The 19239-nt window shown below is 73.2% G+C and carries 20 protein-coding genes; 15 read left to right on the forward strand and 5 right to left on the reverse strand.

The genetic code is table 11. The annotated features are described in order from the left end of the window. Nucleotides 1-221: 221 nt before the first annotated feature. Nucleotides 222-2102, forward strand: coding sequence for a 4-alpha-glucanotransferase (gene malQ, locus QQZ14_RS13110; protein ID WP_284534768.1), 1881 nt, complete (start codon nucleotides 222-224; stop codon nucleotides 2100-2102). A gap of 121 nt (nucleotides 2103-2223) precedes the next feature. Here the strand turns inward: malQ and QQZ14_RS13115 are convergent, their stop codons facing one another. Continuing rightward, nucleotides 2224-2574 carry a DUF2200 domain-containing protein gene (locus QQZ14_RS13115; RefSeq protein ID WP_284534769.1) on the reverse strand — a complete coding sequence of 117 codons (351 nt, stop codon included), beginning with the start codon at nucleotides 2572-2574 and terminating at the stop codon, nucleotides 2224-2226. Next, nucleotides 2571-3149: a TetR/AcrR family transcriptional regulator gene (locus QQZ14_RS13120; protein ID WP_284534770.1), complete on the reverse strand. Its 579-nt coding sequence runs from the start codon at nucleotides 3147-3149 to the stop codon at nucleotides 2571-2573. Before QQZ14_RS13120 ends, QQZ14_RS13115 begins: the two co-directional genes overlap by 4 nt. 199 nt (nucleotides 3150-3348) lie before the next feature. On the opposite strand from QQZ14_RS13120, the gene QQZ14_RS13125 reads away from it, so the two are divergent. From QQZ14_RS13125 to QQZ14_RS13135, 3 genes are all read left to right on the forward strand, one after another. Beyond that, nucleotides 3349-3891: a dihydrofolate reductase family protein gene (locus QQZ14_RS13125; RefSeq protein WP_284534771.1), complete on the forward strand. Its 543-nt coding sequence runs from the start codon at nucleotides 3349-3351 to the stop codon at nucleotides 3889-3891. Next, a complete protein-coding gene (locus tag QQZ14_RS13130) occupies nucleotides 3888-4460 on the forward strand; it encodes a cysteine dioxygenase family protein (protein ID WP_284534772.1) in 573 nt (190 codons plus the stop codon). Before QQZ14_RS13125 ends, QQZ14_RS13130 begins: the two co-directional genes overlap by 4 nt. A 175-nt stretch (nucleotides 4461-4635) precedes the next feature. Then, on the forward strand, nucleotides 4636-5304 hold the full coding sequence (locus QQZ14_RS13135; RefSeq protein WP_284534773.1) for a VOC family protein: 669 nt from the start codon (nucleotides 4636-4638) through the stop codon (nucleotides 5302-5304). 4 nt (nucleotides 5305-5308) lie between these two features. Here QQZ14_RS13135 and QQZ14_RS13140 read toward each other — a convergent pair whose 3' ends face one another. Then, the gene (locus tag QQZ14_RS13140) at nucleotides 5309-5749 is read right to left on the reverse strand and encodes a VOC family protein (protein WP_284534774.1); all 441 of its coding nucleotides are present in this window, start codon (nucleotides 5747-5749) and stop codon (nucleotides 5309-5311) included. A 90-nt stretch (nucleotides 5750-5839) separates the two neighbouring features. Between QQZ14_RS13140 and QQZ14_RS13145 the strand changes: the two genes are divergently transcribed. Further along, the gene (locus QQZ14_RS13145; RefSeq protein ID WP_284534775.1) at nucleotides 5840-6511 is read left to right on the forward strand and encodes a histidine phosphatase family protein; all 672 of its coding nucleotides are present in this window, start codon (nucleotides 5840-5842) and stop codon (nucleotides 6509-6511) included. On the opposite strand, the gene QQZ14_RS13150 is transcribed toward QQZ14_RS13145, so the two are convergent. Both QQZ14_RS13150 and QQZ14_RS13155 read right to left on the reverse strand, forming a co-directional pair. After that, nucleotides 6512-7777: an alpha/beta fold hydrolase gene (locus QQZ14_RS13150; protein ID WP_284534776.1), complete on the reverse strand. Its 1266-nt coding sequence runs from the start codon at nucleotides 7775-7777 to the stop codon at nucleotides 6512-6514. It lies immediately after the preceding gene. 6 nt (nucleotides 7778-7783) lie between these two features. After that, a complete protein-coding gene (locus tag QQZ14_RS13155; protein WP_284534777.1) occupies nucleotides 7784-8458 on the reverse strand; it encodes an RDD family protein in 675 nt (224 codons plus the stop codon). A 120-nt stretch (nucleotides 8459-8578) separates the two neighbouring features. Here QQZ14_RS13155 and QQZ14_RS13160 point away from each other — a divergent pair, with 120 nt between their 5' ends. From QQZ14_RS13160 to QQZ14_RS13205, 10 genes are all read left to right on the forward strand, one after another. After that, nucleotides 8579-9169, forward strand: coding sequence for a PadR family transcriptional regulator (locus QQZ14_RS13160; RefSeq protein ID WP_284534778.1), 591 nt, complete (start codon nucleotides 8579-8581; stop codon nucleotides 9167-9169). Next, complete coding sequence (locus QQZ14_RS13165) at nucleotides 9166-9315, forward strand: hypothetical protein (RefSeq protein WP_284534779.1); 150 nt, start codon at nucleotides 9166-9168, stop codon at nucleotides 9313-9315. Before QQZ14_RS13160 ends, QQZ14_RS13165 begins: the two co-directional genes overlap by 4 nt. Further along, complete coding sequence (locus tag QQZ14_RS13170) at nucleotides 9312-10034, forward strand: ABC transporter ATP-binding protein (RefSeq protein ID WP_284534780.1); 723 nt, start codon at nucleotides 9312-9314, stop codon at nucleotides 10032-10034. The genes QQZ14_RS13165 and QQZ14_RS13170 overlap by 4 nt, the downstream gene beginning before the upstream one ends. Then, nucleotides 10031-12661 carry an ABC transporter permease gene (locus tag QQZ14_RS13175; protein ID WP_284534781.1) on the forward strand — a complete coding sequence of 877 codons (2631 nt, stop codon included), beginning with the start codon at nucleotides 10031-10033 and terminating at the stop codon, nucleotides 12659-12661. The genes QQZ14_RS13170 and QQZ14_RS13175 overlap by 4 nt, the downstream gene beginning before the upstream one ends. 123 nt (nucleotides 12662-12784) lie before the next feature. Continuing rightward, a complete protein-coding gene (locus tag QQZ14_RS13180) occupies nucleotides 12785-13417 on the forward strand; it encodes a TetR/AcrR family transcriptional regulator (RefSeq protein ID WP_342395236.1) in 633 nt (210 codons plus the stop codon). Beyond that, nucleotides 13414-14220, forward strand: coding sequence for a TIGR03084 family metal-binding protein (locus tag QQZ14_RS13185; RefSeq protein ID WP_284534782.1), 807 nt, complete (start codon nucleotides 13414-13416; stop codon nucleotides 14218-14220). The genes QQZ14_RS13180 and QQZ14_RS13185 overlap by 4 nt, the downstream gene beginning before the upstream one ends. Then, entirely contained in the window at nucleotides 14217-15965 is a 1749-nt protein-coding gene (locus tag QQZ14_RS13190; protein WP_284534783.1) for an acyclic terpene utilization AtuA family protein, read from the forward strand. Before QQZ14_RS13185 ends, QQZ14_RS13190 begins: the two co-directional genes overlap by 4 nt. Then, nucleotides 15965-17125, forward strand: a complete 1161-nt coding sequence (locus QQZ14_RS13195) for an acyl-CoA dehydrogenase family protein (protein WP_284534784.1) — start codon at nucleotides 15965-15967, stop codon at nucleotides 17123-17125. Before QQZ14_RS13190 ends, QQZ14_RS13195 begins: the two co-directional genes overlap by 1 nt. Then, nucleotides 17122-17583 (forward strand): SRPBCC family protein, encoded by a 462-nt coding sequence (locus tag QQZ14_RS13200; protein WP_284534785.1) that lies wholly within the window; start codon nucleotides 17122-17124, stop codon nucleotides 17581-17583. The genes QQZ14_RS13195 and QQZ14_RS13200 overlap by 4 nt, the downstream gene beginning before the upstream one ends. Further along, complete coding sequence (locus QQZ14_RS13205) at nucleotides 17580-19238, forward strand: acyl-CoA carboxylase subunit beta (protein WP_284534786.1); 1659 nt, start codon at nucleotides 17580-17582, stop codon at nucleotides 19236-19238. Before QQZ14_RS13200 ends, QQZ14_RS13205 begins: the two co-directional genes overlap by 4 nt. Nucleotide 19239 lies beyond the last annotated feature (1 nt).

A 19239-nucleotide genomic window follows, 5' to 3' on the forward strand; every position in this document is an offset into this window, starting at 1 on the left:
GGCCAGCGACCCGGGCGCGCGAGTTGGGGGGTTCGGCGGCGGGCAGCCGGAACCCGCACGACACGCCGGGCAGCCTCGGCGTGTCGTGCGGGTTCCGGCCGCCAGGTGGTGCGGCTGTGGCGGATGTGGCAACCCCGTGCCGGCCGGGCGAGCGCCTCGGTCCGCCGCGATGTGGGACCCCCCACGGATGCCCGGCGCCGCGGTCGGGCACCGTGGGGGACATGCCAGCACAGACGAGGAGCGTGGACGCGTGGGGCATCCAGCGCGACTGGATCGACTCCGACGACCTGCCGCAGACCGTCGCGTCCGAGACCGTCGAGAGCCTTCGCGCGGTGATCGACACTCCGCCGGACGACCTGGAGCAGCGCGCCCCGATCGTCACCCGTCCGGGCCGTGAGCTCGGCCTCGGCCGGGTGGAGGTGACCTGCGAGGACGGCTCGGAGCACGTCGTCGAGGGCCGGCTGCCCGAGGACTTCCCGCTCGGCTACCACCGGCTGCGCACCCCGGACGGCACCGGCCGCCGGCTGATTGTCTCCCCGGGCCGGTGCTGGCTGCCCGAGCGGCAGTCGTGGGGCTGGGCGGTGCAGCTGTACGCCGCCCGCTCGGCCGCCAGCTGGGGCATCGGCGACCTGGGCGACCTGCGGAACCTGCGGGCCTGGACCGAGCGCGAGGGTGGCGGGTTCCTGCTGGTCAACCCGCTGCACGCGGTCGCGCCCACGACGCCGCAGGAGGCCAGCCCGTACCTGCCGGCGACCCGGCGCTTCCGCAACCCGCTCTACCTCCGGGTCGACGAGGTTCCGGGGTACTCCGACGCTGACGTCGACGCCGAGGAGGTACGCCGGGTGGCGGCTGAGCCGCTGATCGACCGCGACGGGGTCTGGGCGGTGAAGCGGGTGGCGCTCGCGGCGGCGTACCGCCGTGTCGGTGACGACCCGGCGTTCAGCTCCTGGCGCGACGCGCAGGGTGCCTCGCTGGAGGAGTTCGCCACCTGGTGCGTGCTCGCGGAGGAGCACGGGCCTGACTGGCATGCCTGGCCCGACGAGCTCCGGCGGCCGGACGGGCCGGCGGTGGCGGCCTTCCGTGCGGCGCACGACGAGCGGATCGCCTTCCACGCCTGGCTGCAGTGGCAGCTCGACGCGCAGCTGCGCGCGGCGTCGGGCGACCTCACGGTGCTGCAGGACCTGCCGATCGGGGTGTCCGGCGGGGGCGCGGACTCGTGGGCGTGGCAGGACGTGCTCGCGCAGGGTGTCGCGGTCGGTGCCCCGCCGGACGCGCTCAACAGCCTCGGCCAGTCGTGGGGCTCGCCGCCGCTGGTGCCGTGGCGGCTCCGGGAGGCGGAGTACGAGCCGTTCATCCAGTCGGTGCGCGGCACGATCGCCGGTGCCGGTGGGCTGCGGATCGACCACGTGATGGGGCTGTTCCGGCTGTGGTGGATCCCGGAGGGCGCGGGCGCCACCGACGGCGCGTACGTCCGCTACCCCAGCGACGACCTGCTCGACATCGTCGCGCTCGAGTCCCACCGGGCCCGGGCCGTCGTGGTCGGCGAGGACCTCGGCACCGTCGAGCCGGGCGTGCCCGAGGCGCTCGCGGAGCGCGGCATCCTCTCGTACAAGGTGCTGTGGTTCGAGGAGGACGATCCGGCGGACTGGCCGGCCGGAGCGCTCGCGACCGTCACCACCCACGACCTGCCGACCGTGGCCGGGCTGTGGACCGGGTCGGACGCCGTGGAGCAGCACGTCGCGACCGGGATCCCCGAGGCGGAGGTGCAGAGCGGCCGGCGCGACCTGCTGGAGAAGCTCACCCGCGACGGGCTCGCGGCAGACGCCACCCCGGCCGACGCCGTGGCCGCGGCGTACGCCCAGCTCGCTCGCGCCGGCTGCCTGCTGCTCCAGCTCTCCCTCGAGGACGCCGTGCTCGAGGAGCGCCGCCCGAACATCCCCGGCACCGTCGACCGCGACAACTGGCGGATCCCGCTGCCGGTCCCGGTCGACCGGCTCGCGGACTCGCCGCAGGCCGCGCGGCTGGTGCGTCTGGTGACCGAGGCGCTGGCCGGGCGCTCCGCTCAGCGCCGCATCAGCACGACGACGCCCCAGCCGAGGTAGGTGCACTGGCAGGCCACGTGCTCGAACGGCGACGGTGTCCGTCTCGGCGTGCAGCTGGGCCGCGAGCTCGTCGTCGGGGTGCTCGTCGAGCCACCTGCGGGTGGTCACCCACTGACTCCGACTATTGCGGCGCGCGCAGGACCTTGCTCATCGGGCGGCCCTTGGCGAGCTCGTCGACGAGCTTGTCGAGGTAGCGGATCTGCCGCATCAGCGGGTCCTCGACCTCCTCCACCCGCACCCCGCACACCGGCCCGGTGATCAGGGAGGCGTGCGGGTTCAGGTCGGCCTGGGCGAAGAACTCCTCGAACGTCGTCTTCTCGTCCAGGTGCTGCTGGAGGGTGGCCTCGTCGTAGCCCGTCAGCCAGCGGATCACCTCGTCGAGCTCCTCGACCGTGCGCCCCTTCTTCTCGACCTTCGCGACGTAGTGGGGGTACACCGACGCGACGCTGGTGGTGAAGATCCGGTGGCTCACGGCGCCAGCGCCCCGAGGACGGTCTTCACGACCAGGGCCGGCGCGAGGCTCGCGGAGATCTCTCCCCGGTGGACCGCGGTCGAGGCGCCGTGGAGGATGCTCTGGATCGTCGTAACCTCCCACTCGAGGGGGAGGTCGGTCCGGAAGCACCCCTCGCGACGACCGCGGCGCAGGATCGCGCGCACGCGCTTGATGGGCGCCTGGTGGGCGTCGTGCAGGGTGTCGGGCGGCAGTGACGACTCGGCGGCGACGACGAGCGCCCCGAACCGGTGCGTGAGAGTCCACGAGGCCGTCAGCAACCGGGTCAGCACGTCCACCGGGTCGCCGGTCAGGTCGACGGAGGCGAGCTCTTCCTCCGAGCTCGCAATCGCCCGACCGGCGACGGCCGAGACCAGCGCGCCCCGGGACCCGAAGTGGCCGTACAACGTCATCCTGCCCACTCCGGCGGCCGCGGCGATGTCGTTGATGCTGGCGTCGGGGTCACGGGCCAGGCATGTCGTGGCGGCCTCGAGGATCGCGGCGATGTTCCTGCGGGCGTCCGCACGCACTGCCACCGGTCCGCGTGCGTTCGTCATGACCGGATGCTATCTCGTATCTAGACATACGAGATGCCTCGTGTTACAACTCGTACTATCGAATACGAGTTGACGGGAGTGGTCCCATGTCGGAGGTTCGGATCCACAACTTCGCGATCTCGCTCGACGGGTTCGGCACCGGCGACGGGCAGGCCGCCGACACGCCGTTCGGTCATGCCGGGAGCGTCTGCACGAGTGGATGTTCGGCACCCGCTTCTGGTTGGAGATGGGCGGCCATCCGGGCGGCACTGAGGGTGCCGACCACGCCTTCGCCCATCGCCACGGCGAGGGGTTCGGCGCCGAGATCATGGGGGCCGGGAAGTTCGGCCCTCCGGGCTGGCAGGATGATCCGGACTGGAAGGGCTGGTGGGGCCCGAACCCGCCGTTCCACACTCCCGTCTTCGTGCTCACCCACCGCCCCCGCGCCTCCATCGAGATGGACGGCGGCACGACGTACCACTTCCTCGACGCCACCCCGGGCGAGGCGCTCGAGCAGGCACGGGAGGCGGCCGACGGGCAGGACGTGCGGATCGGCGGTGGGGTCACCGTCGTGCGTGACTTCGTCGCCGCGGGCCTGGTCGACCACCTGCACCTGGTCCAGGTGCCGATCGTCCTCGGCCGGGGGGTCCGGGTGTGGGACGGCCTGGAGGCGCTCGACCGGACCTTCGATATCGAGGCGACGTCGACCGCCAGCGGCGTCACGCACCTGACCTTCACGGCCAAGCGCGGTGAGGCGCGATGAGCGCCCTCGACACGTTCATCCGCGAGGTGGCGTCGGTGGCCCGTGCGTCCGACGACGAGCATCAGGTCGCCCAGCGGGTGGCCGAGCTGCTCTCGGCGCTGCTGGCCGGCGGCTACCGCCCTCCGGCGGAGCTCACTCGGACCTCCGCGGACCGCCACGTGACGTACCCGCTCTACGTCGCCCCCGACGACAGTCTGTCGGTGGCGTGCGTGGTCTGGGCGCCCGGTCAGCGCACCCCCGTCCACTCCCACGAGACCTGGGGGGTCGCCGGCATCGTCTCGGGGGTCGAGCGCGAGGTCCGCTACCTCAAGCCCCGAGACGACCAGGTCCGCGCCCCGCTCACGCCGGCCGGGGTGAATGACTGGACGCGCGGGCAGGTCACCGTCTGTTGCACCACCGACGACGACGTCCACGCCGTCACGGCCATCGGCGAGGAGCCGACGATCGGGATCCACGTCTACGGCGGCAACATCGGCATCATCAAGCGCCGCTCCTACGACCCCGCCACAGGTGCGGTCGAGTGGTTCGCGTCCGGCTGGGACGCGCCGTCCGCGACCTCGGTCGGCTGAGGGCCGCCTCCCTGCCCGCACCATGGGACGGTGGCGCACGCATGACCCCGAGTGGCAGCGACCAGGTGCGGGACCGGATCGGTCGTGCGGTGGGTGAGCCCGCCACGGCGGACTGCTCGCCCAGCGGCGAAGTGATCGGCTGCTGTGCGCGGCCGAGCGCCTACAGTGACGACACATGTACCTGGAGAACATCGTCTTCGACGCCCACGCGCCGCGCGAGCTCGGCCGGTTCTGGGAGGCCGTGGTCGGCGGCGAGCAGCTGACCGACGAGCCGGCCGGCTACGAGACGCGCTTCGCCGTGTCCGGCGGGCCCGTGCTCGACCTGTGCTTCCAGCCCGTCCCCGAGCCCGCCGCCGGGTCGCCGCGGCTGCACCTGGACGTCGCGGGTGGCGGGGCCGCGATCGAGCGGCTCCTCGGTCTCGGTGCCCGCCGCTCCGACGGCGACGGCGAGCTCCTCGACCCCGAGGGCATGCCCTTCCGCGTCGTGGCGGGCGGCGAGAGCCGGCTCGCTGCGGTCCGCCTCGAGTCCGCCGACCCGGACCGGGACGTGGCCTTCTGGTCCTGGCTCACGGGCTGGGTCGAGGTGCCCGGCGCGCCCCCGGCGCTACGTCACCCGTCGGGCCTCGGCCCCACCCTCGAGCTGGTGCCCGAGGCGGGCGCCAAGGGCGCGACCAAGAACCGACGGCACCTCGACCTCCGGCTCGAGCGGGGCGACGACGAGGTCGCGGACGGCATCGCCGAGCGCGGTGGGCGCGAGCTCCCGGAGCTGTGGGGCGCGCTGCCGTGGCGCTCCTACGTCGACCCGTCGGGCAACGAGCTCTGCCTGCTGCCCGCGCGATCCTGATCCCTCAGCCGAGGTGCTCGAACAGCGACACGACGATCCCCTCCGGTCCACGCACGTAGGCCATCCGCACGCTGCCTTCGTACTCACCGATGCCGCCGACGAGCCCGTACCCGTCGGCGGCCACCGCGGCCACGGCGGCGTCGAGGTCGCCGACCTCGAAGGACACGTTGCGGATGCCGACCTCGTTGGCCAACGCGGTGGGTGAGCCGGGCAGATGTGCGGGCGCGACGAAGCTCGAGAGCTCCAGCCGGCACCCGTCGCCGGGCGGGCGCAGCATCACGATGCTGCAGTGCGCGCCCGGGATGTTGCACACGGTCTCCACGAACTCGCCCTGCACCGATCCGGTGCCCTCGACCTCCAGGCCGAGCCCGACGAAGAACGCCGTCGCCGTGTCCAGGTCGGCGACGGTGATGCCGACGTGGTCGAAACGCTGTACGTGAGCCATGGGTCCACTCTCCAAGGGTTGACGGGCGATTCGATGCTGGGACGGAGCCGGGGCGCGGATCTCGACATCGTGCCCTCTAGGTTGATCGGCATGGGTGTGGTGCTGCTGGTCCGTCACGGACAGGCGTCGTTCGGGGCCGACGACTACGACGTGCTCTCCGAGACCGGCTGGGAGCAGGGCCGCCGGCTGGGCGCCTGGCTCGGCGAGCGCAAGCTCGTGCCGACGCGCGTGTTCAGCGGCGGCATGCGCCGGCACCGGGAGACCGCGGAGGCCGTCGGGACCGCCGCCGGGTGGGACCAGCAGCCCGAGATCGACCTCGGCTGGGACGAGTTCGACCACTTGGGCGTGGTGGCGGCGTACCCCGACCATCCCGAGGGAGAGCTAGACCGGCGCGAGTTCCAGCGGGTCTTCGAGCTCGCCACCGAGCGCTGGACGGCGGGGACGTACGACGCCGACTACCCCGAGTCCTGGCCCGGCTTCGTCGCCCGGGTGCGCCGGGCGCTCGACCGCGCCTGTGAGGCGGCGGGTCCCGGCGGGACGGTCGTCGTGGTCAGCTCCGGTGGTCCGATCGCGGTCGCGTGCGCTGCACTCGTCGCCCCCGGCGCCGACGACCCCGCGACCTGCGCCCGGCTCTGGTCGCGCTTCAACACCGTGGTCGTGAACTCCTCGGTGACCCGGGTCGTGGTCGGCTCCACGGGCGCCCGGCTGCTGACCTTCAACGAGCACCCGCACCTCGAGGGCGAGACGCTCACCTACCGCTGACTACCGCTGGGCGAGCTCGCGCAGCCGCGGCAGGATCCGGCCGGCGTCCGCGCGCAGGCCGTCGTGCTCCCACTCGTTGGTGACCCAGGTCCGCACGTTCCCGACCCGGGCCGCGGTGTCGAGGGAGAGCTCGGCGTCGACATACATGTCGTCGAAGTAGACGATCGCGGCCACCGGCACCTCGTTGGCCGCGAGCCGGTCCAGGTCGTAGAGCGCCGGCCAGGCGTCGTACGCCGCCAGCAGCTCCGCCGCCCCCCGGAACGGCCGCAGCGAGGCGATCTCGTCGAACATCCAGGGGAACATCGTCTCGCCGGTGAGCAGCAGCGGGTCGGCGTCGGCGGCGAACTCCGGCCGCTGCTCGATCGCGCGCTGCGCGGCCCAGGCGGTCGGCGGCATCCCGGGCTGGCCGTAGGTGTACTCCTGCAGCACACCGAGCGGCGTGTCGACCCAACCGGTCAGCCCCATCACCGCGTGCCGGAACCCGTCGGCGAGCTCCTCGCCGTGCCAGGCCTCCTCGAGCAGCCAGTGGACACGGTCGTAGCCGTCGCTCATCCCGAACATGCCACCGAGCGTGCGCAGCCGCCGCGCGGTGAGCCGGTCGCCGTCCGGGAGCCGCACGTCGTGCTCGTCGAGGTGGTCGGCGATCGCCCGGAGCCGCTCGGCGTCGCCGGGGTGCCGCTCACGGAACTCCGCGTTCTTGCGGGCGATCCGCGGGAACGTCCGGGCGTAGACGGCGTCGGCGGTCGCGGTGAGGCCGGGCAGCCCGCCGGTCACGTAACAGGCGCGCAGCCCCTCGGGCGCCCGCGAGAGGTAGGTCATCGTCACGAACCCGCCGTAGCTCTGGCCCAGCGTCTCCCAGCGCCGCCCACCCGCGACGCGGCGGCGCAGCACCTCGGCGTCCTCGACGATCGCGTCGGCGCGGAAGTGACGCAGGTACGCCGCCAGTTCGGCATCCGACATGCCGACGACCGTCCGCGCGGTGATCGGGGTGCTGCGTCCGGTGCCGCGCTGGTCGAGCAGCAGGAGCCGGTGGGTCTGTGCGGCGTGCCACACCCACGCGTCACCGGCGCCGCCGCCCGGGCGTGGCGACTTGCCGCCCGGTCCGCCCTGCAGGAACAGCAGCCAGGGGAGGTCCTCGCTCGCGCGGTCGGCGGCGACCACCTCGCGGGCGAACACCTCGATCGTGCGCCCGTCGGGCTGCGCGTGGTCGAGCGGCACCTCGACGGCGTGGTCGGTCAGCAGCAGGCCGCGGACCCGTGCGGTCATGCGGTCCTACCGCTTCGGCTGGTTGACGACGACCGTGCTGAGGATCTTGTCGGCGAACGTCTGCCGCTTGGTGTCCCAGAGCGGCCAGAGCCAGCCGAGGTAGCAGGCGAGGCTGTCGAGGAAGTGCACGAGATAGCGCACGAACGACATGCCGCCGCCGATCGGCTGTCCGGTCGACTCACCGATCATCCGGATGCCGACGATGCCCTTGCCGAGGCTGTAGCCGGTGCGGCCCTGGCGCAGGCAGGTGTTCCAGACGAAGAACGCCAGCGGCACCAGGAACAGCACCGCCCCCAGGATCACCAGCGGGGTGCCGGCGTTGTCCCAGTCGCCGGTCGTGTGGTCGACGCCGTACCGGTCGGTGTAGGTCTCCATGTTGCGGGTGCCGAGCGCGATGCCACCGAACAGCAGGCCGTAGCCGGGGACCGAGACCAGCAGTGTGAAGAGGCTGTCGAGCAGGTAGCCGCCGACCCGCTTGCCCCAGTGGGCGTAGTCGTAGGCCGGGGTCGGGGCTCCGTAGGGCTGGCCGTAGGGCTGGCCGTAGGGCTGGCCGTAGGGCGGGGGCTGCTGGCCGTAGGGCGGCGGCTGCTGGCCGTACGGCGGCGGCGTCTGCCCGGGCGGCGGAGGAGCGCCGTACGGGTTGGCGAAGGGGTCCTGCGGCGGGTTCCCGGAGTCCGACATGGCCGACAGCGTAGTGAGGATCGGCCGATCGCGGAGGTGCTCGCCGGCATGCATACGTGGTATACATACTCGGTATCCACCGTCACGGGGGCGCGTGGATCGCTCGGTCGGGAGGCTCGGATGTCGGTCAAGCAGGCACTGCTGGCACTGCTGGAGCAGGGGCCGATGTACGGCTACCAGCTGCGCGGGGAGTTCGAGCAGCGGACGGGTTCGACCTGGCCGCTCAACGTCGGGCAGGTCTACACGACGCTCACCCGCCTCGAGCGCGACGGGCTGGTCGAGGGCGCGGGCTCCGACGCCGACGGCCACGTGGTCTACAGCATCACCGACACCGGCCGCGAGGAGGTCGCCGCGTGGTTCACCACGCCGGTGGCCCGCACCCAGCCGCCGCGCGACGAGCTCGCGATCAAGCTCGCCCTGGCCGTGACGGTCCCGGGCGTCGACGTCGGCACCGTCATCCAGCAGCAGCGCTCCGCCACGATGACCGCGCTCCAGGACTACGCCCGGCTCAAGCGCAGCGGCCCCGTCTCGGGGCAGCCGTCGGACCTGTCCTGGGGGCTGGTGCTCGACTCCCTGGTGTTCTCCGCCGAGGCCGAGATCCGCTGGCTCGACCACTGCGAGGCACGGCTGCGCCGGGCGGCGCTGGAGCGCCCGGCCGCCCGGACCGCGCGCGACGTCGCCGCGACGGCTGACGAGGAGGTCGCGCGATGAGCGCGAGGTTCGACGTCGAGCACGCGCACCTGCTGCGGCAGTCGGAGGCCGAGTGGCTGCGCCAGAGCGCGACCCGGATCCGCGCCGCCCGCGCTGCCCAGGGGCGCGACCGTGGCCGCCGCGCGACCCCGGAGAAGAACCGATGAGTGCGGTGCTCCACCTCGACGCCGTCACCCGGATCCACGGCGAGGGCGAGACCGCCGTCCGGGCTCTGCGCGAGGTCTCCTTCGCGGCTTCGGCGGGCGAGCTGGTGGCGATCATGGGGCCCTCCGGGTCGGGCAAGTCGACGCTCCTCACCCTGGCCGGCGGCCTCGACCAGCCCACGTCCGGCACCGTGTCGGTCGAGGGCGTCGACCTCGCCTCGCTGGGCAACGACGGGCGGGCCCGGATGCGGCGTACGTCGATCGGCTACGTCTTCCAGGACTTCAACCTGATCCCGGCGCTCTCCGCGGTCGAGAACGTCGCGCTCCCGCTCGAGCTCGACGGCGTCCGCGGTCGGAACGCCCGGGCCCGGGCCCGCGAGGCGCTCGAGGAGGTCGGCATCGCGGACCTGGCCGACCGGTTCCCCGACCACATGTCCGGCGGCCAGCAGCAGCGGGTCGCGATCGCGCGGGCGGTGGTGGGCGAGCGGCGGCTGATCCTGGCCGACGAGCCGACGGGCGCGCTCGACACCGAGACCGGCGAGGACGTCCTCCGGCTGCTGCGTGCCCGGTGCGACGCGGGCGCTGCCGGCGTCCTGGTCACCCACGAGGCCCGGCACGCCGCGTGGGCCGACCGGGTGGTGTTCCTGCGCGACGGCCTCGTGGTCGACGTCACCGGCACCGACCCGGCCGAGTCGCTGCTCGAGTCCGGCGTCTCGCGATGAGCCGCCTCACCTCCTGGCGACTGGCCCTCCGCCTCGCCAGGCGCGAGGCGCTGCGCTCCCGGGGTCGCTCAGTGCTCGCGATCGCGATGATCGCGCTGCCGGTGTTGGCGGTCACGGCGGCCGACGTGGTGATCTCGACCCAGCGGGTCAGCGCCGTCGAGTCCCTCGACCGGCGCCTGGGCACGACCGCCGCCGCGCAGGTGGTGGTGCCGGCCGAGGGGCAGCCGGTCATCCAGGGCGTCGACCCCCAGGCCGGGCACACCTCGCACGGCGGCCGGCCCGAGGCGGCGCCGACCGCCCGCGATCTCGCCGCGGCCCTGGGCGACGTGCGCCTCCTCCCGGAGCGATTGGGCGGGGTCGACCTGCGCACCGAGGACGGAGTCGGGTACGCCGAGGCCTTCGAGGTCGACCTCGCCGACCCGCTGGCCGCGGGGCTGGTCCGGCTCACCTCGGGCCGGCTGCCCGACGACGACGGCGAGGTCGTCGTCAACCAGGAGGTCCTCGACAAGGGCTACGCCGTGGGCGACCGGGTCGAGCTGACCGGCCGGCACGCCCCGTCGCCGGTGATCGTCGGCGTGGTGGAGGACGCCACCTGGCGCACCTACCCGGTGCTCGCCGGACCGCTCGGCAGCCTCGGGCTCGACGGGCCGGGCTACGCGCCCACCTGGCTGGTCGGCGGGGGACCCGTCGACTGGGACGCCGTGCGCGACCTCAACGCGCTCGGCGCGACCGTGTACTCCCGTGCGGTGGTGGAGCACCCGCCGCCGGCGTCGGCGATCCCGGCGGAGATCCGCTCCTGGCAGTCGGACGGCCCCGCCGAGGACGTGGTGGCGGCCGCCGTGCTCATCGTGGTGATGGCCCTGCTCGAGGTGGTGCTGCTCGCCGGACCCGCGTTCGCGGTGGGTGCCCGACGGCAGGCGCGCAGCCTCGCGCTGATGGCCGCGAGCGGCGGCACGCCCGCGCAGAGCCGCCGAGTGGTGTTGGGCAGCGGCGTCGTGCTCGGCGGTGCCGCCGCCGTGATCGGGATCGTCCTGGGCATCGGGTCGGGGATCGCCCTGGCGCCGGTCGTCCAGCGCTGGTCGAGCACGTGGTTCGGGCCGCTCGAGATCCCGTGGACGCACCTGCTCGGGATCGCCGGCTTCGGCCTGCTCAGCGCGCTGCTCGCGGCCCTCGTCCCGGCCTGGATCGCCTCGCGCCAGGACATCGTCGCCGTGCTCGCGGGACGGCGGGCCGACCGGCCGCCCTCACGCCGCTCGCCGGTCCTGGGGGTCGTGCTGCTCGGGGCGGGGGTCGCGGCCTCGGCGTACGGCGCCACCGCGGGCCGCGACGGCGCCTACTTCATCGCCGCCTCCGCGGTCATCGCCGTCCTCGGGATGATCCTGCTGGTGCCGGTCGTGGTGGTTGCGGTCGCCTGGGCGGCCGGTCGGCTGCCGCTCTCGGCCCGGTACGCCGCCCGCGATGCGGCGCGGCACCGGACCCGGACCGTGCCCGCGGTGGCCGCCGTCGCGGCGACCGTCGCCGGGGTGGTCTCGCTCGGGATCGCGGTCAGCAGCGACGAGGCCCAGAACGCCGGCACCTACACCCCGATGCTGCCGATGGGGGCCGCCACCGTCACCGACTACCGCACGAAGGCGGACTGGCCGGCGCTGCGAGATGCCCTCGACGCCATCGTGCCGTCGGCCACCGTCACCGAGCTCTCGGGGATGGTCGAGGCGACCGACGACGGCGGCTACATGGAGCTGACCGTCCGCCGCGACGGTGAGCAGGTGCCGTTGGCCGTTGCCGGTGGGGCCCTCGGCACGCCTGTCCTCGTCGACGCCGGCGCGGGCATCGGCGCACTGTCGATGCTGTCCGAGGCCGATGCTGCGGCCGCACGCCGGACCCTCGCGGCCGGCGGAGCCGTGGTCTTCACCAACGACGACGCGGACGGGGCGGGCGAGGTCCGGATGACCGCCCGGGTCCACCCCGGCCCCAAGCAACCCGCTGAGCCGCCGCGCTCGGCCACCCTCGCCGCTCTCCTCGTGCACGTCGACGAGCGCGACATCGCCCCTCGCGCCGTGGTCTCGCCCGCGCTCGCCGAGCGGCTCGGCCTCCAGACGCGCACGGTGTCGCTGCTGGTGACCGGCGCGGACATCAGCGACCGCCAGGCGACGGCCCTGGGCGAGGCTGTGACCGCGGTGGACCAGCACGCCGGGTTCTACGTCGAGCGCGGCTATCAGGCCGACGACTCGACGGTGATCCTGCAGCTGGTGCTGGGCGCGCTCGGGGCGGTGCTCATGCTGGGCGGCACCCTGACCGCGACGTTCCTCGCGCTCTCCGACGCCCGCCCCGACCTCGCCACGCTCTCGGCGGTCGGAGCCTCGCCGTGGCGCAGGCGCGCGATCGCGGCGGCGTACGCCCTCGTGGTCGGGCTGGTCGGTGCCGTGCTGGGCGCCGCGGTGGGGTTCATCCCCGGCATCGCGGTCAGCTATCCGCTCACGGCGCCCGACTTCGGCGGCCCCGGGCCGTTCCTCGACATCCCGTGGCTGCTCGTCGGCAGTCTGGTGCTCGGCCTCCCGCTGCTCACCGCCGCGATCGTCGGCCTCACCGCTCGCTCCCGGCTGCCGCTGGTGTCCCGCCTGGACTGAGATTCGCGGTAGTCCCTGACGATCGGGCCCCGGATCCGGCTCGGGAGGGGCCCGATCGTCAGGGAGTATCCCAAACAAAAAGTCAGGCTTGACTGTTTGTTGTTGACCGGCCATGCTGTGCCGGTGACGACGGCGGCAGGGAGCACTGCCCAGGCAACAGGCAGGGTGCCCCAGGAGGAGCGGACCCGGCTGATGCGGGCCCGGCTGCTGGAGGCGACCGTGGAGTGCCTCGTTGAGCGCGGCTTCGCCGGTACGTCGACCACGCTGGTCTCCGAGCGCGCCGGGGTGAGCCGCGGGGCGCAGCTGCACCACTTCCCGACCAAGAACGACCTGGTCGTCGCCGCCGTCGAGCACCTCACCGAGATGCGCGCCGCCGAGCTGGCCGCCGCCGCGGCCGCGCTGCCGACCGGGCGCCGCCGTACTCGCGCGGTGCTGCAGATGCTCGGCGACCACTTCACCGGCCCGGTGTTCACCGCGGCCCTGGAGCTCTGGGTCGCGGCCCGCACCGACGAGGCGCTGATGTCGGCGGTCGGCCCGCTCGAGCAGCGGGTCGGGCGCGAGACGCACCGGATGACCGTCGAGCTGCTCGGCGCCGACGAGTCGCGTCCGGGCACCCGCGAGCTGGTGCAGGCCACGCTCGACCTGGTCCGCGGCCTGGGCCTGGCCAACACCATCACCGACGACGCCCGCCGCCGCGGGCGCATCCTCGACCGCTGGGCCGACGTGCTCGACCAGCACCTCAAGGAGAGCGCATGACCCTGCTCGACGAGCTCCTCGACGACCTCAAGGCCGAGGGGGACCGGCTCTGGAACGTCGTCTCCGGCCTCGACGACTCCGCCACGGGCGGGTGGGCAACGCCGACCCCGGCGCCGGGCTGGACGGTGGCGACCCAGGTCGCGCACCTGCTGTGGACCGACGAGGTCGCGGTGCTCGCCGCCGGCGCGAGCACCTCTGAGGGCAAGCAGGCCTGGGACGCCGTCGTGCTCGAGGCGATCGAGGACCCGACCGGCTACGTCGACGCCCAGGCCCTCGAGGTCGCCCGCCTCGCGCCGGCCGCCCTGCTCGCCCGCTGGGGCTCGGCACGCGAGGCGCTCCAACGCGCGCTGCGCGAGGTGCCGGACGGGGAGAAGATGCCGTGGTTCGGCCCGCCGATGTCGCCGACCTCGATGGCGACCGCGCGCTTCATGGAGACCTGGGCCCACGCCCTCGACGTGTACGACGCCCTCGGCATCGACCCCGAGCCGACGGACCGGGTCCGGCACGTCGCGCACCTCGGCGTCCGCACCCGGAACTTCGCCTACTCCGTGCACGGGCTCGAGGCGCCGGCGGAGGAGTTCCGCATCGAGCTCACCGCGCCGTCGGGCGACCTCTGGACATGGGGCCCGGAGGACGCCCGGCAGTCGGTGCGCGGCTCGGCGTACGACTTCTGCCTGCTGGTGACCCAGCGCGTTCACCGCGACGACACCGACTTGGTGGCGAACGGCGAGGACGCCGACCGGTGGCTGGGCATCGCCCAGGCGTTCGCCGGGCCCGCGGGTGAGGGGAGGGCCAAGCGATGAGTGGTTTCGAGACGGTTGCAGCGCTTCCTCCTCAACCAGCGTTGCGGATCGGCAACTGCTCGGGCTTCTACGGCGATCGCCAGTCGGCGATGCGCGAGATGCTCGAGGGCGGGCCGCTCGATGTCCTCACCGGTGACTACCTGGCCGAGCTGACCATGCTCATCCTCGGCCGGGACACGATGAAGGACCCGTCGCTGGGCTACGCCAAGACTCATCTCCGGCAGCTCGAGGACTCGCTCGGCCTCGCGCTCGAGCGCGGCGTCCGCATCGTCAGCAACGCCGGCGGCCTCAACCCCGCCGGCCTCGCCGACCGGGTGCGCGAGGTGGCCCGTGGGCTCGGCCTGGACCCCCAGGTGGCCCACGTCGAGGGCGACGACCTCCGCTCGCGCTCCGCAGAGCTGGGCTTCGAGGGCGCGCTCACGGCCAACGTCTACCTCGGCGGCTTCGGCATCGCCGCCGCGCTGAGCGCCGGAGCCGACGTCGTCGTCACCGGCCGGGTCACCGACGCCAGCCTCGTGGTCGGCCCCGCGGTCGCCCACCACGGCTGGACGCCGACGTCGTACGACGAGCTCGCCGGCGCGGTCGTGGCCGGGCACGTGCTCGAGTGCGGCACGCAGGCCACCGGCGGGAACTTCTCCGGCTTCCGCACGCTGCCCCACGACGGTCGCCCGCTCGGCTTCCCGCTCGCGGAGATCGCGGCCGACGGCTCGAGCGTCGTCACCAAGCACCCGGGCACCGGTGGCGCGGTCACCGTCGACACCGTGACCGCCCAGCTGATGTACGAGATCCAGACCAGCCGCTACCTCAACCCCGACGTCACCGCCCAGCTCGACTCCGTGCAGCTGCGCGAGGTCGGGCACGACCGGGTCGAGATGTCCGGCATCCGGGGCGAGGCGCCGCCCGAGCAGCTCAAGGTCTGCGTCAACGAGCTCGGGGGCTTCCGCAACACGGTCGAGTTCGTGCTCACCGGCCTCGACATCGACGCCAAGGCCGACTGGGTGCGCGAGCAGCTCGCGCCGTCGCTCGACGCCCGCGAGGTCAGCTGGACCCGCAGCGCCCTCCCACCGGCGGACGCCGACACCGAGGAGGGCGCCTCGTGCCTGCTGCGGTGCACGGTCAAGGACGACCGGCCCGACCCGGTCGGCCGCGCGTTCACCAGCGCCGCGGTCGAGCTCGCGCTGGCGTCGTACCCCGGCTTCACGATGACCGCCCCGCCCGCCGCGCCCGCGCCGTACGGCGTCTACCGCGCGGCGTACGTCGACCGCGACGCGGTCCTGCACACCGTCGTCCACGCCGACGGGCGCCGCGAGGCGGTCGCCGACCCGACGGAGTTCGCGACGCCGGACCCCGAGTCCGGCCGGCGGCCGTCGCCGTTCCTCGCCCCCGCCGACTCGTTGACGCGCCGGGCGCCGCTCGGCTCCTTCGTGCACGCCCGGTCGGGCGACAAGGGCGGCGACGCCAACCTCGGGCTGTGGGTGGTCCACGACGGCTCCGGCAAGTACGACGCCCGGGTCACCTGGCTGGCCAAGCTGATCACGCCGCGCAAGGTCCGCGAGCTCGTCCCCGAGGCCGCCGACCTCGACGTGGAGGTGTTCGTGCTGCCCAACCTCGGCGGCGTGAACGTGCTGATCCGCGGGCTGCTCGGTGAGGGGGTCGCCGCGTCCACGCGGTTCGACCCGCAGGCCAAGGGCCTCGGCGAGTGGGTGCGGTCCCGGATGGTGCACGTGCAGGAGGGTCTGCTCTGATGAGTGGTTTCGAGGCTCGCTCCGCTCGCACCTCAACCACCGGCGAGCTGCGGGCGCTCGGCGCCGAGTTCGTGCGGCGCGAGGTCGCGCCGCACCTCCAGGAGTGGGAGGACGCGGGCGAGATCCCGCGCGCGCTCCACCTGGCGGCCGCGAAGCAGGGGCTGCTCGGCATCTCGTTCCCCGAGGACGTCGGCGGCGAGGGCGGCGACGTGCTCGACACCGTCGAGCTGCAGGAGGGGATGTTCGAGGCCGGGGCGTCCAGCGGGCTGATGGCCGGGTTGTTCACCGGCGGCATCGCGCTGCCGCACATCGCCGCGCACGGATCCCCGGACCTCGTGGACCGGTTCGTGCGGCCGACGCTGGCCGGCGAGAGGATCGGCGCGCTCGGCATCACCGAGCCCGGCGGCGGGTCCGACGTGGCCGGGCTGCGCACCACCGCCGTACGCCGTGGCGACGTCTACGTCGTCAACGGCGCCAAGACCTTCATCACCAGCGGCGTGCGCGCCGACTTCGTCACGACCGCGGTGCGCACCGGAGGCGACGGCCACGCGGGACTGTCCCTGCTGGTGATCGAGAAGGGCACGCCCGGCTTCACCGTCGACCGGTCGCTGGCCAAGATGGGCTGGCACTGCTCCGACACCGCCGAGCTGTCCTTCGTCGACGTCGAGGTGCCGGTCGCCAACCTGGTCGGCGAGGAGAACGCCGGCTTCTACTACATCGCCGAGCAGTTCGTCGTCGAGCGGCTCGCGCTCGCGGTGCACGCCTACGGCATCGCGGCCCGGTCGCTGGAGCTGGCCGCGGCGTACTGCCGCGACCGCGAGACCTTCGGCAAGCCGCTGATCGCCAACCAGGTGGTGCGGCACAAGCTCGTCGAGATGCGGCGACAGGTCGAGGTGGCCCGCGCCTACACCCGCGAGGTGGCCCGGCGGCACGCCGCCGGGGAGGACGTGATCGCCGAGGTCTGCCTGGCCAAGCAGACCGCCTGCGACACCGCGACCTACGTCTGTGACCAGGCCGTCCAGCTGCACGGCGGGACGGGATACATGCACGGGACCGAGGTGGAGCGGCACTACCGCGACGCCCGGATCCTGCCGATCGGAGGAGGTGCGACCGAGGTGCTCACTGATCTCGCCGCGAAGCTGCTGGGGTACGCCCGATGAGCGCGATGGGTGGGGAGGTGTCCCTGCACATGGACGCGCCGCCGGAGAGGGTGTGGGCGCTGGTCAGCGACGTCACCCGGATCGGGGAGTTCTCCCCGGAGACGTTCGAGGCGCGGTGGACCCGCGGCTCGACCGGGCCGGAGGAGGGCGCGTTCTTCAAGGGCCACGTGAAGCGCAACGGCGTGGGCCCGACGTACTGGACGCCGTGCCGGGTGACGAAGTGTGTCCCGAACGAGGTCTTCGAGTTCGCCGTCGGCAGCGAGGGCACCACGATCAACAACTGGGGCTACCGCCTCGAGCCCGACGGCACCGGCACCCGGGTCACCGAGTACTTCCGCCTGGAGCCGGTCTTCTACCTGCGCGCCTACTGGCTGCTGCTCGGCAAGCTGCGTGGCCGCACGAACGAGAAGGGCATGCGCACGACGCTCGAGCGGATGAAGAAGGTCGTGGAGGCATGAGCGCCGCGCACCGGACGGCGATGCTGGACAAGCTCGCCGCCCTCGACGCCGAGCACGCCAAGGCGGTCGCCGGCGGGGGGCCGAAGTACGTCGAGCGCCACCACGCCCGGGGCAAGCTGCTGCCGCGCGAGCGGATCGAGCTGCTGGTCGACGAGGGCTCGGCGTTCCTCGAGCTCTCACCGCTCGCGGGCTGGGGCTCGGACTTCCCGGTCGGCGCGAGCGTCGTGACCGGCATCGGCGTCATCGAGGGCGTCGAGTGCATGATCACCGCCAACGACCCCACGGTGAAGGGCGGCGCCTCGAACCCGTGGACGGTCAAGAAGATCTTCCGGGCCTCGCAGATCGCCGAGGAGAACGGCCTGCCGACGGTCTCGCTGGTGGAGTCCGGCGGCGCGGACCTGCCGACCCAGAAGGAGATCTTCATCCCGGGCGGCAAGCTGTTCCGCGACATCACCCGCGCCAGCGCCCGCAAGGAGCCGACGATCGCGCTGGTGTTCGGCAACTCCACCGCCGGCGGCGCCTACGTGCCCGGCATGTCCGACTACACGGTGATGGTCAAGGAGCAGGCCAAGGTGTTCCTCGGCGGCCCACCCCTGGTGAAGATGGCGACCGGAGAGGAGTCCGACGACGAGTCGCTCGGCGGCGCCGAGATGCACGCGCGGACCTCGGGTCTCGCCGACTACCTCGCCGAAGACGAGCGCGACGCGATCCGGATCGGGCGGCGCATCGTGGCGCGGCTCAACTGGCGCAAGAAGGGTGGTTTCGAGGCTCAGGCCCGGGGGGCCTTCGCACCTCAACCACCGTCGTCGTTGGTTGAGGTGCGAGGAGCGCTAGCGACGAGCCTCGAAACCAACGCCTACGCCGAGCCGGACGAGGACCCCGACGGCCTGCTCGACCTGATCCCCAGCGACCTCAAGGAGCCGTTCGACCCGCGCGAGGTGATCCGGCGCATCTGCGACGGCGTCTCCGCCGCCAACGAGGTGGTGTTCGACGAGTTCAAGCCGCTCTACGGCCCCTCGCTGGTCACCGGCTGGGCCAGGATCCACGGCCGGCCGGTCGGCATCCTCGCCAACGCCCAGGGCGTGCTGTTCTCCCAGGAGGCGCAGAAGGCCACGCAGTTCGTGCAGCTGGCCAACCAGACCGACACCCCGCTGCTGTTCCTGCACAACACCACCGGCTACATGGTCGGCAAGGAGTACGAGCAGGGCGGCATCATCAAGCACGGCGCGATGATGATCAACGCGATCAGCAACTCCACGGTCCCGCACCTGAGCGTGATCATGGGGGCGTCGTACGGCGCCGGCAACTACGGCATGAACGGCCGCGCCTACGACCCGCGGTTCCTGTTCACCTGGCCCTCGGCGAAGTCCGCGGTGATGGGCCCGCAGCAGCTCGCCGGGGTGCTCGAGATCGTCGCGCGCCAGTCGGCCGAGGCCAAGGGCGACGTCTTCGACGCCGAGGGGTTCAAGGGCATCAAGGAGATCGTCGAGGCGCAGATCGAGGAGCAGTCCCTGCCGCACTTCCTCTCCGGGATGCTCTACGACGACGGCGTCATCGACCCCCGCGACACCCGCACCGTCCTGGGCATCTGCCTGTCCGTGATCGAGAACAAGTCGTACGCGGGCACCGACCGCTTCGGCGTCTTCAGGATGTGAC

The sequence above is a fragment of the Nocardioides sp. T2.26MG-1 genome (assembly GCF_950101795.1).
Lineage (GTDB): Bacteria > Actinomycetota > Actinomycetes > Propionibacteriales > Nocardioidaceae > Nocardioides.

What these genes read in the sequence shown, in the direction of transcription:
- QQZ14_RS13200 (WP_284534785.1), top strand. Translation starts at nt 17,122, where the DNA reads ATGAGCGCGATGGGTGGGGAGGTGTCCCTGCACATGGACGCGCCGCCG.
- QQZ14_RS13190 (WP_284534783.1), top strand. Translation starts at nt 14,217, where the DNA reads ATGAGTGGTTTCGAGACGGTTGCAGCGCTTCCTCCTCAACCAGCGTTG.
- malQ (WP_284534768.1), top strand. Translation starts at nt 222, where the DNA reads ATGCCAGCACAGACGAGGAGCGTGGACGCGTGGGGCATCCAGCGCGAC.
- QQZ14_RS13205 (WP_284534786.1), top strand. Translation starts at nt 17,580, where the DNA reads ATGAGCGCCGCGCACCGGACGGCGATGCTGGACAAGCTCGCCGCCCTC.
- QQZ14_RS13125 (WP_284534771.1), top strand. Translation starts at nt 3,349, where the DNA reads ATGTTCGGCACCCGCTTCTGGTTGGAGATGGGCGGCCATCCGGGCGGC.
- QQZ14_RS13170 (WP_284534780.1), top strand. Translation starts at nt 9,312, where the DNA reads ATGAGTGCGGTGCTCCACCTCGACGCCGTCACCCGGATCCACGGCGAG.
- QQZ14_RS13160 (WP_284534778.1), top strand. Translation starts at nt 8,579, where the DNA reads ATGTCGGTCAAGCAGGCACTGCTGGCACTGCTGGAGCAGGGGCCGATG.
- QQZ14_RS13135 (WP_284534773.1), top strand. Translation starts at nt 4,636, where the DNA reads ATGTACCTGGAGAACATCGTCTTCGACGCCCACGCGCCGCGCGAGCTC.
- QQZ14_RS13150 (WP_284534776.1), bottom strand. Translation starts at nt 7,777, where the DNA reads ATGACCGCACGGGTCCGCGGCCTGCTGCTGACCGACCACGCCGTCGAG.
- QQZ14_RS13140 (WP_284534774.1), bottom strand. Translation starts at nt 5,749, where the DNA reads ATGGCTCACGTACAGCGTTTCGACCACGTCGGCATCACCGTCGCCGAC.
- QQZ14_RS13130 (WP_284534772.1), top strand. Translation starts at nt 3,888, where the DNA reads ATGAGCGCCCTCGACACGTTCATCCGCGAGGTGGCGTCGGTGGCCCGT.
- QQZ14_RS13165 (WP_284534779.1), top strand. Translation starts at nt 9,166, where the DNA reads ATGAGCGCGAGGTTCGACGTCGAGCACGCGCACCTGCTGCGGCAGTCG.
- QQZ14_RS13175 (WP_284534781.1), top strand. Translation starts at nt 10,031, where the DNA reads ATGAGCCGCCTCACCTCCTGGCGACTGGCCCTCCGCCTCGCCAGGCGC.
- QQZ14_RS13195 (WP_284534784.1), top strand. Translation starts at nt 15,965, where the DNA reads ATGAGTGGTTTCGAGGCTCGCTCCGCTCGCACCTCAACCACCGGCGAG.
- QQZ14_RS13145 (WP_284534775.1), top strand. Translation starts at nt 5,840, where the DNA reads ATGGGTGTGGTGCTGCTGGTCCGTCACGGACAGGCGTCGTTCGGGGCC.
- QQZ14_RS13185 (WP_284534782.1), top strand. Translation starts at nt 13,414, where the DNA reads ATGACCCTGCTCGACGAGCTCCTCGACGACCTCAAGGCCGAGGGGGAC.
- QQZ14_RS13155 (WP_284534777.1), bottom strand. Translation starts at nt 8,458, where the DNA reads ATGTCGGACTCCGGGAACCCGCCGCAGGACCCCTTCGCCAACCCGTAC.
- QQZ14_RS13120 (WP_284534770.1), bottom strand. Translation starts at nt 3,149, where the DNA reads ATGACGAACGCACGCGGACCGGTGGCAGTGCGTGCGGACGCCCGCAGG.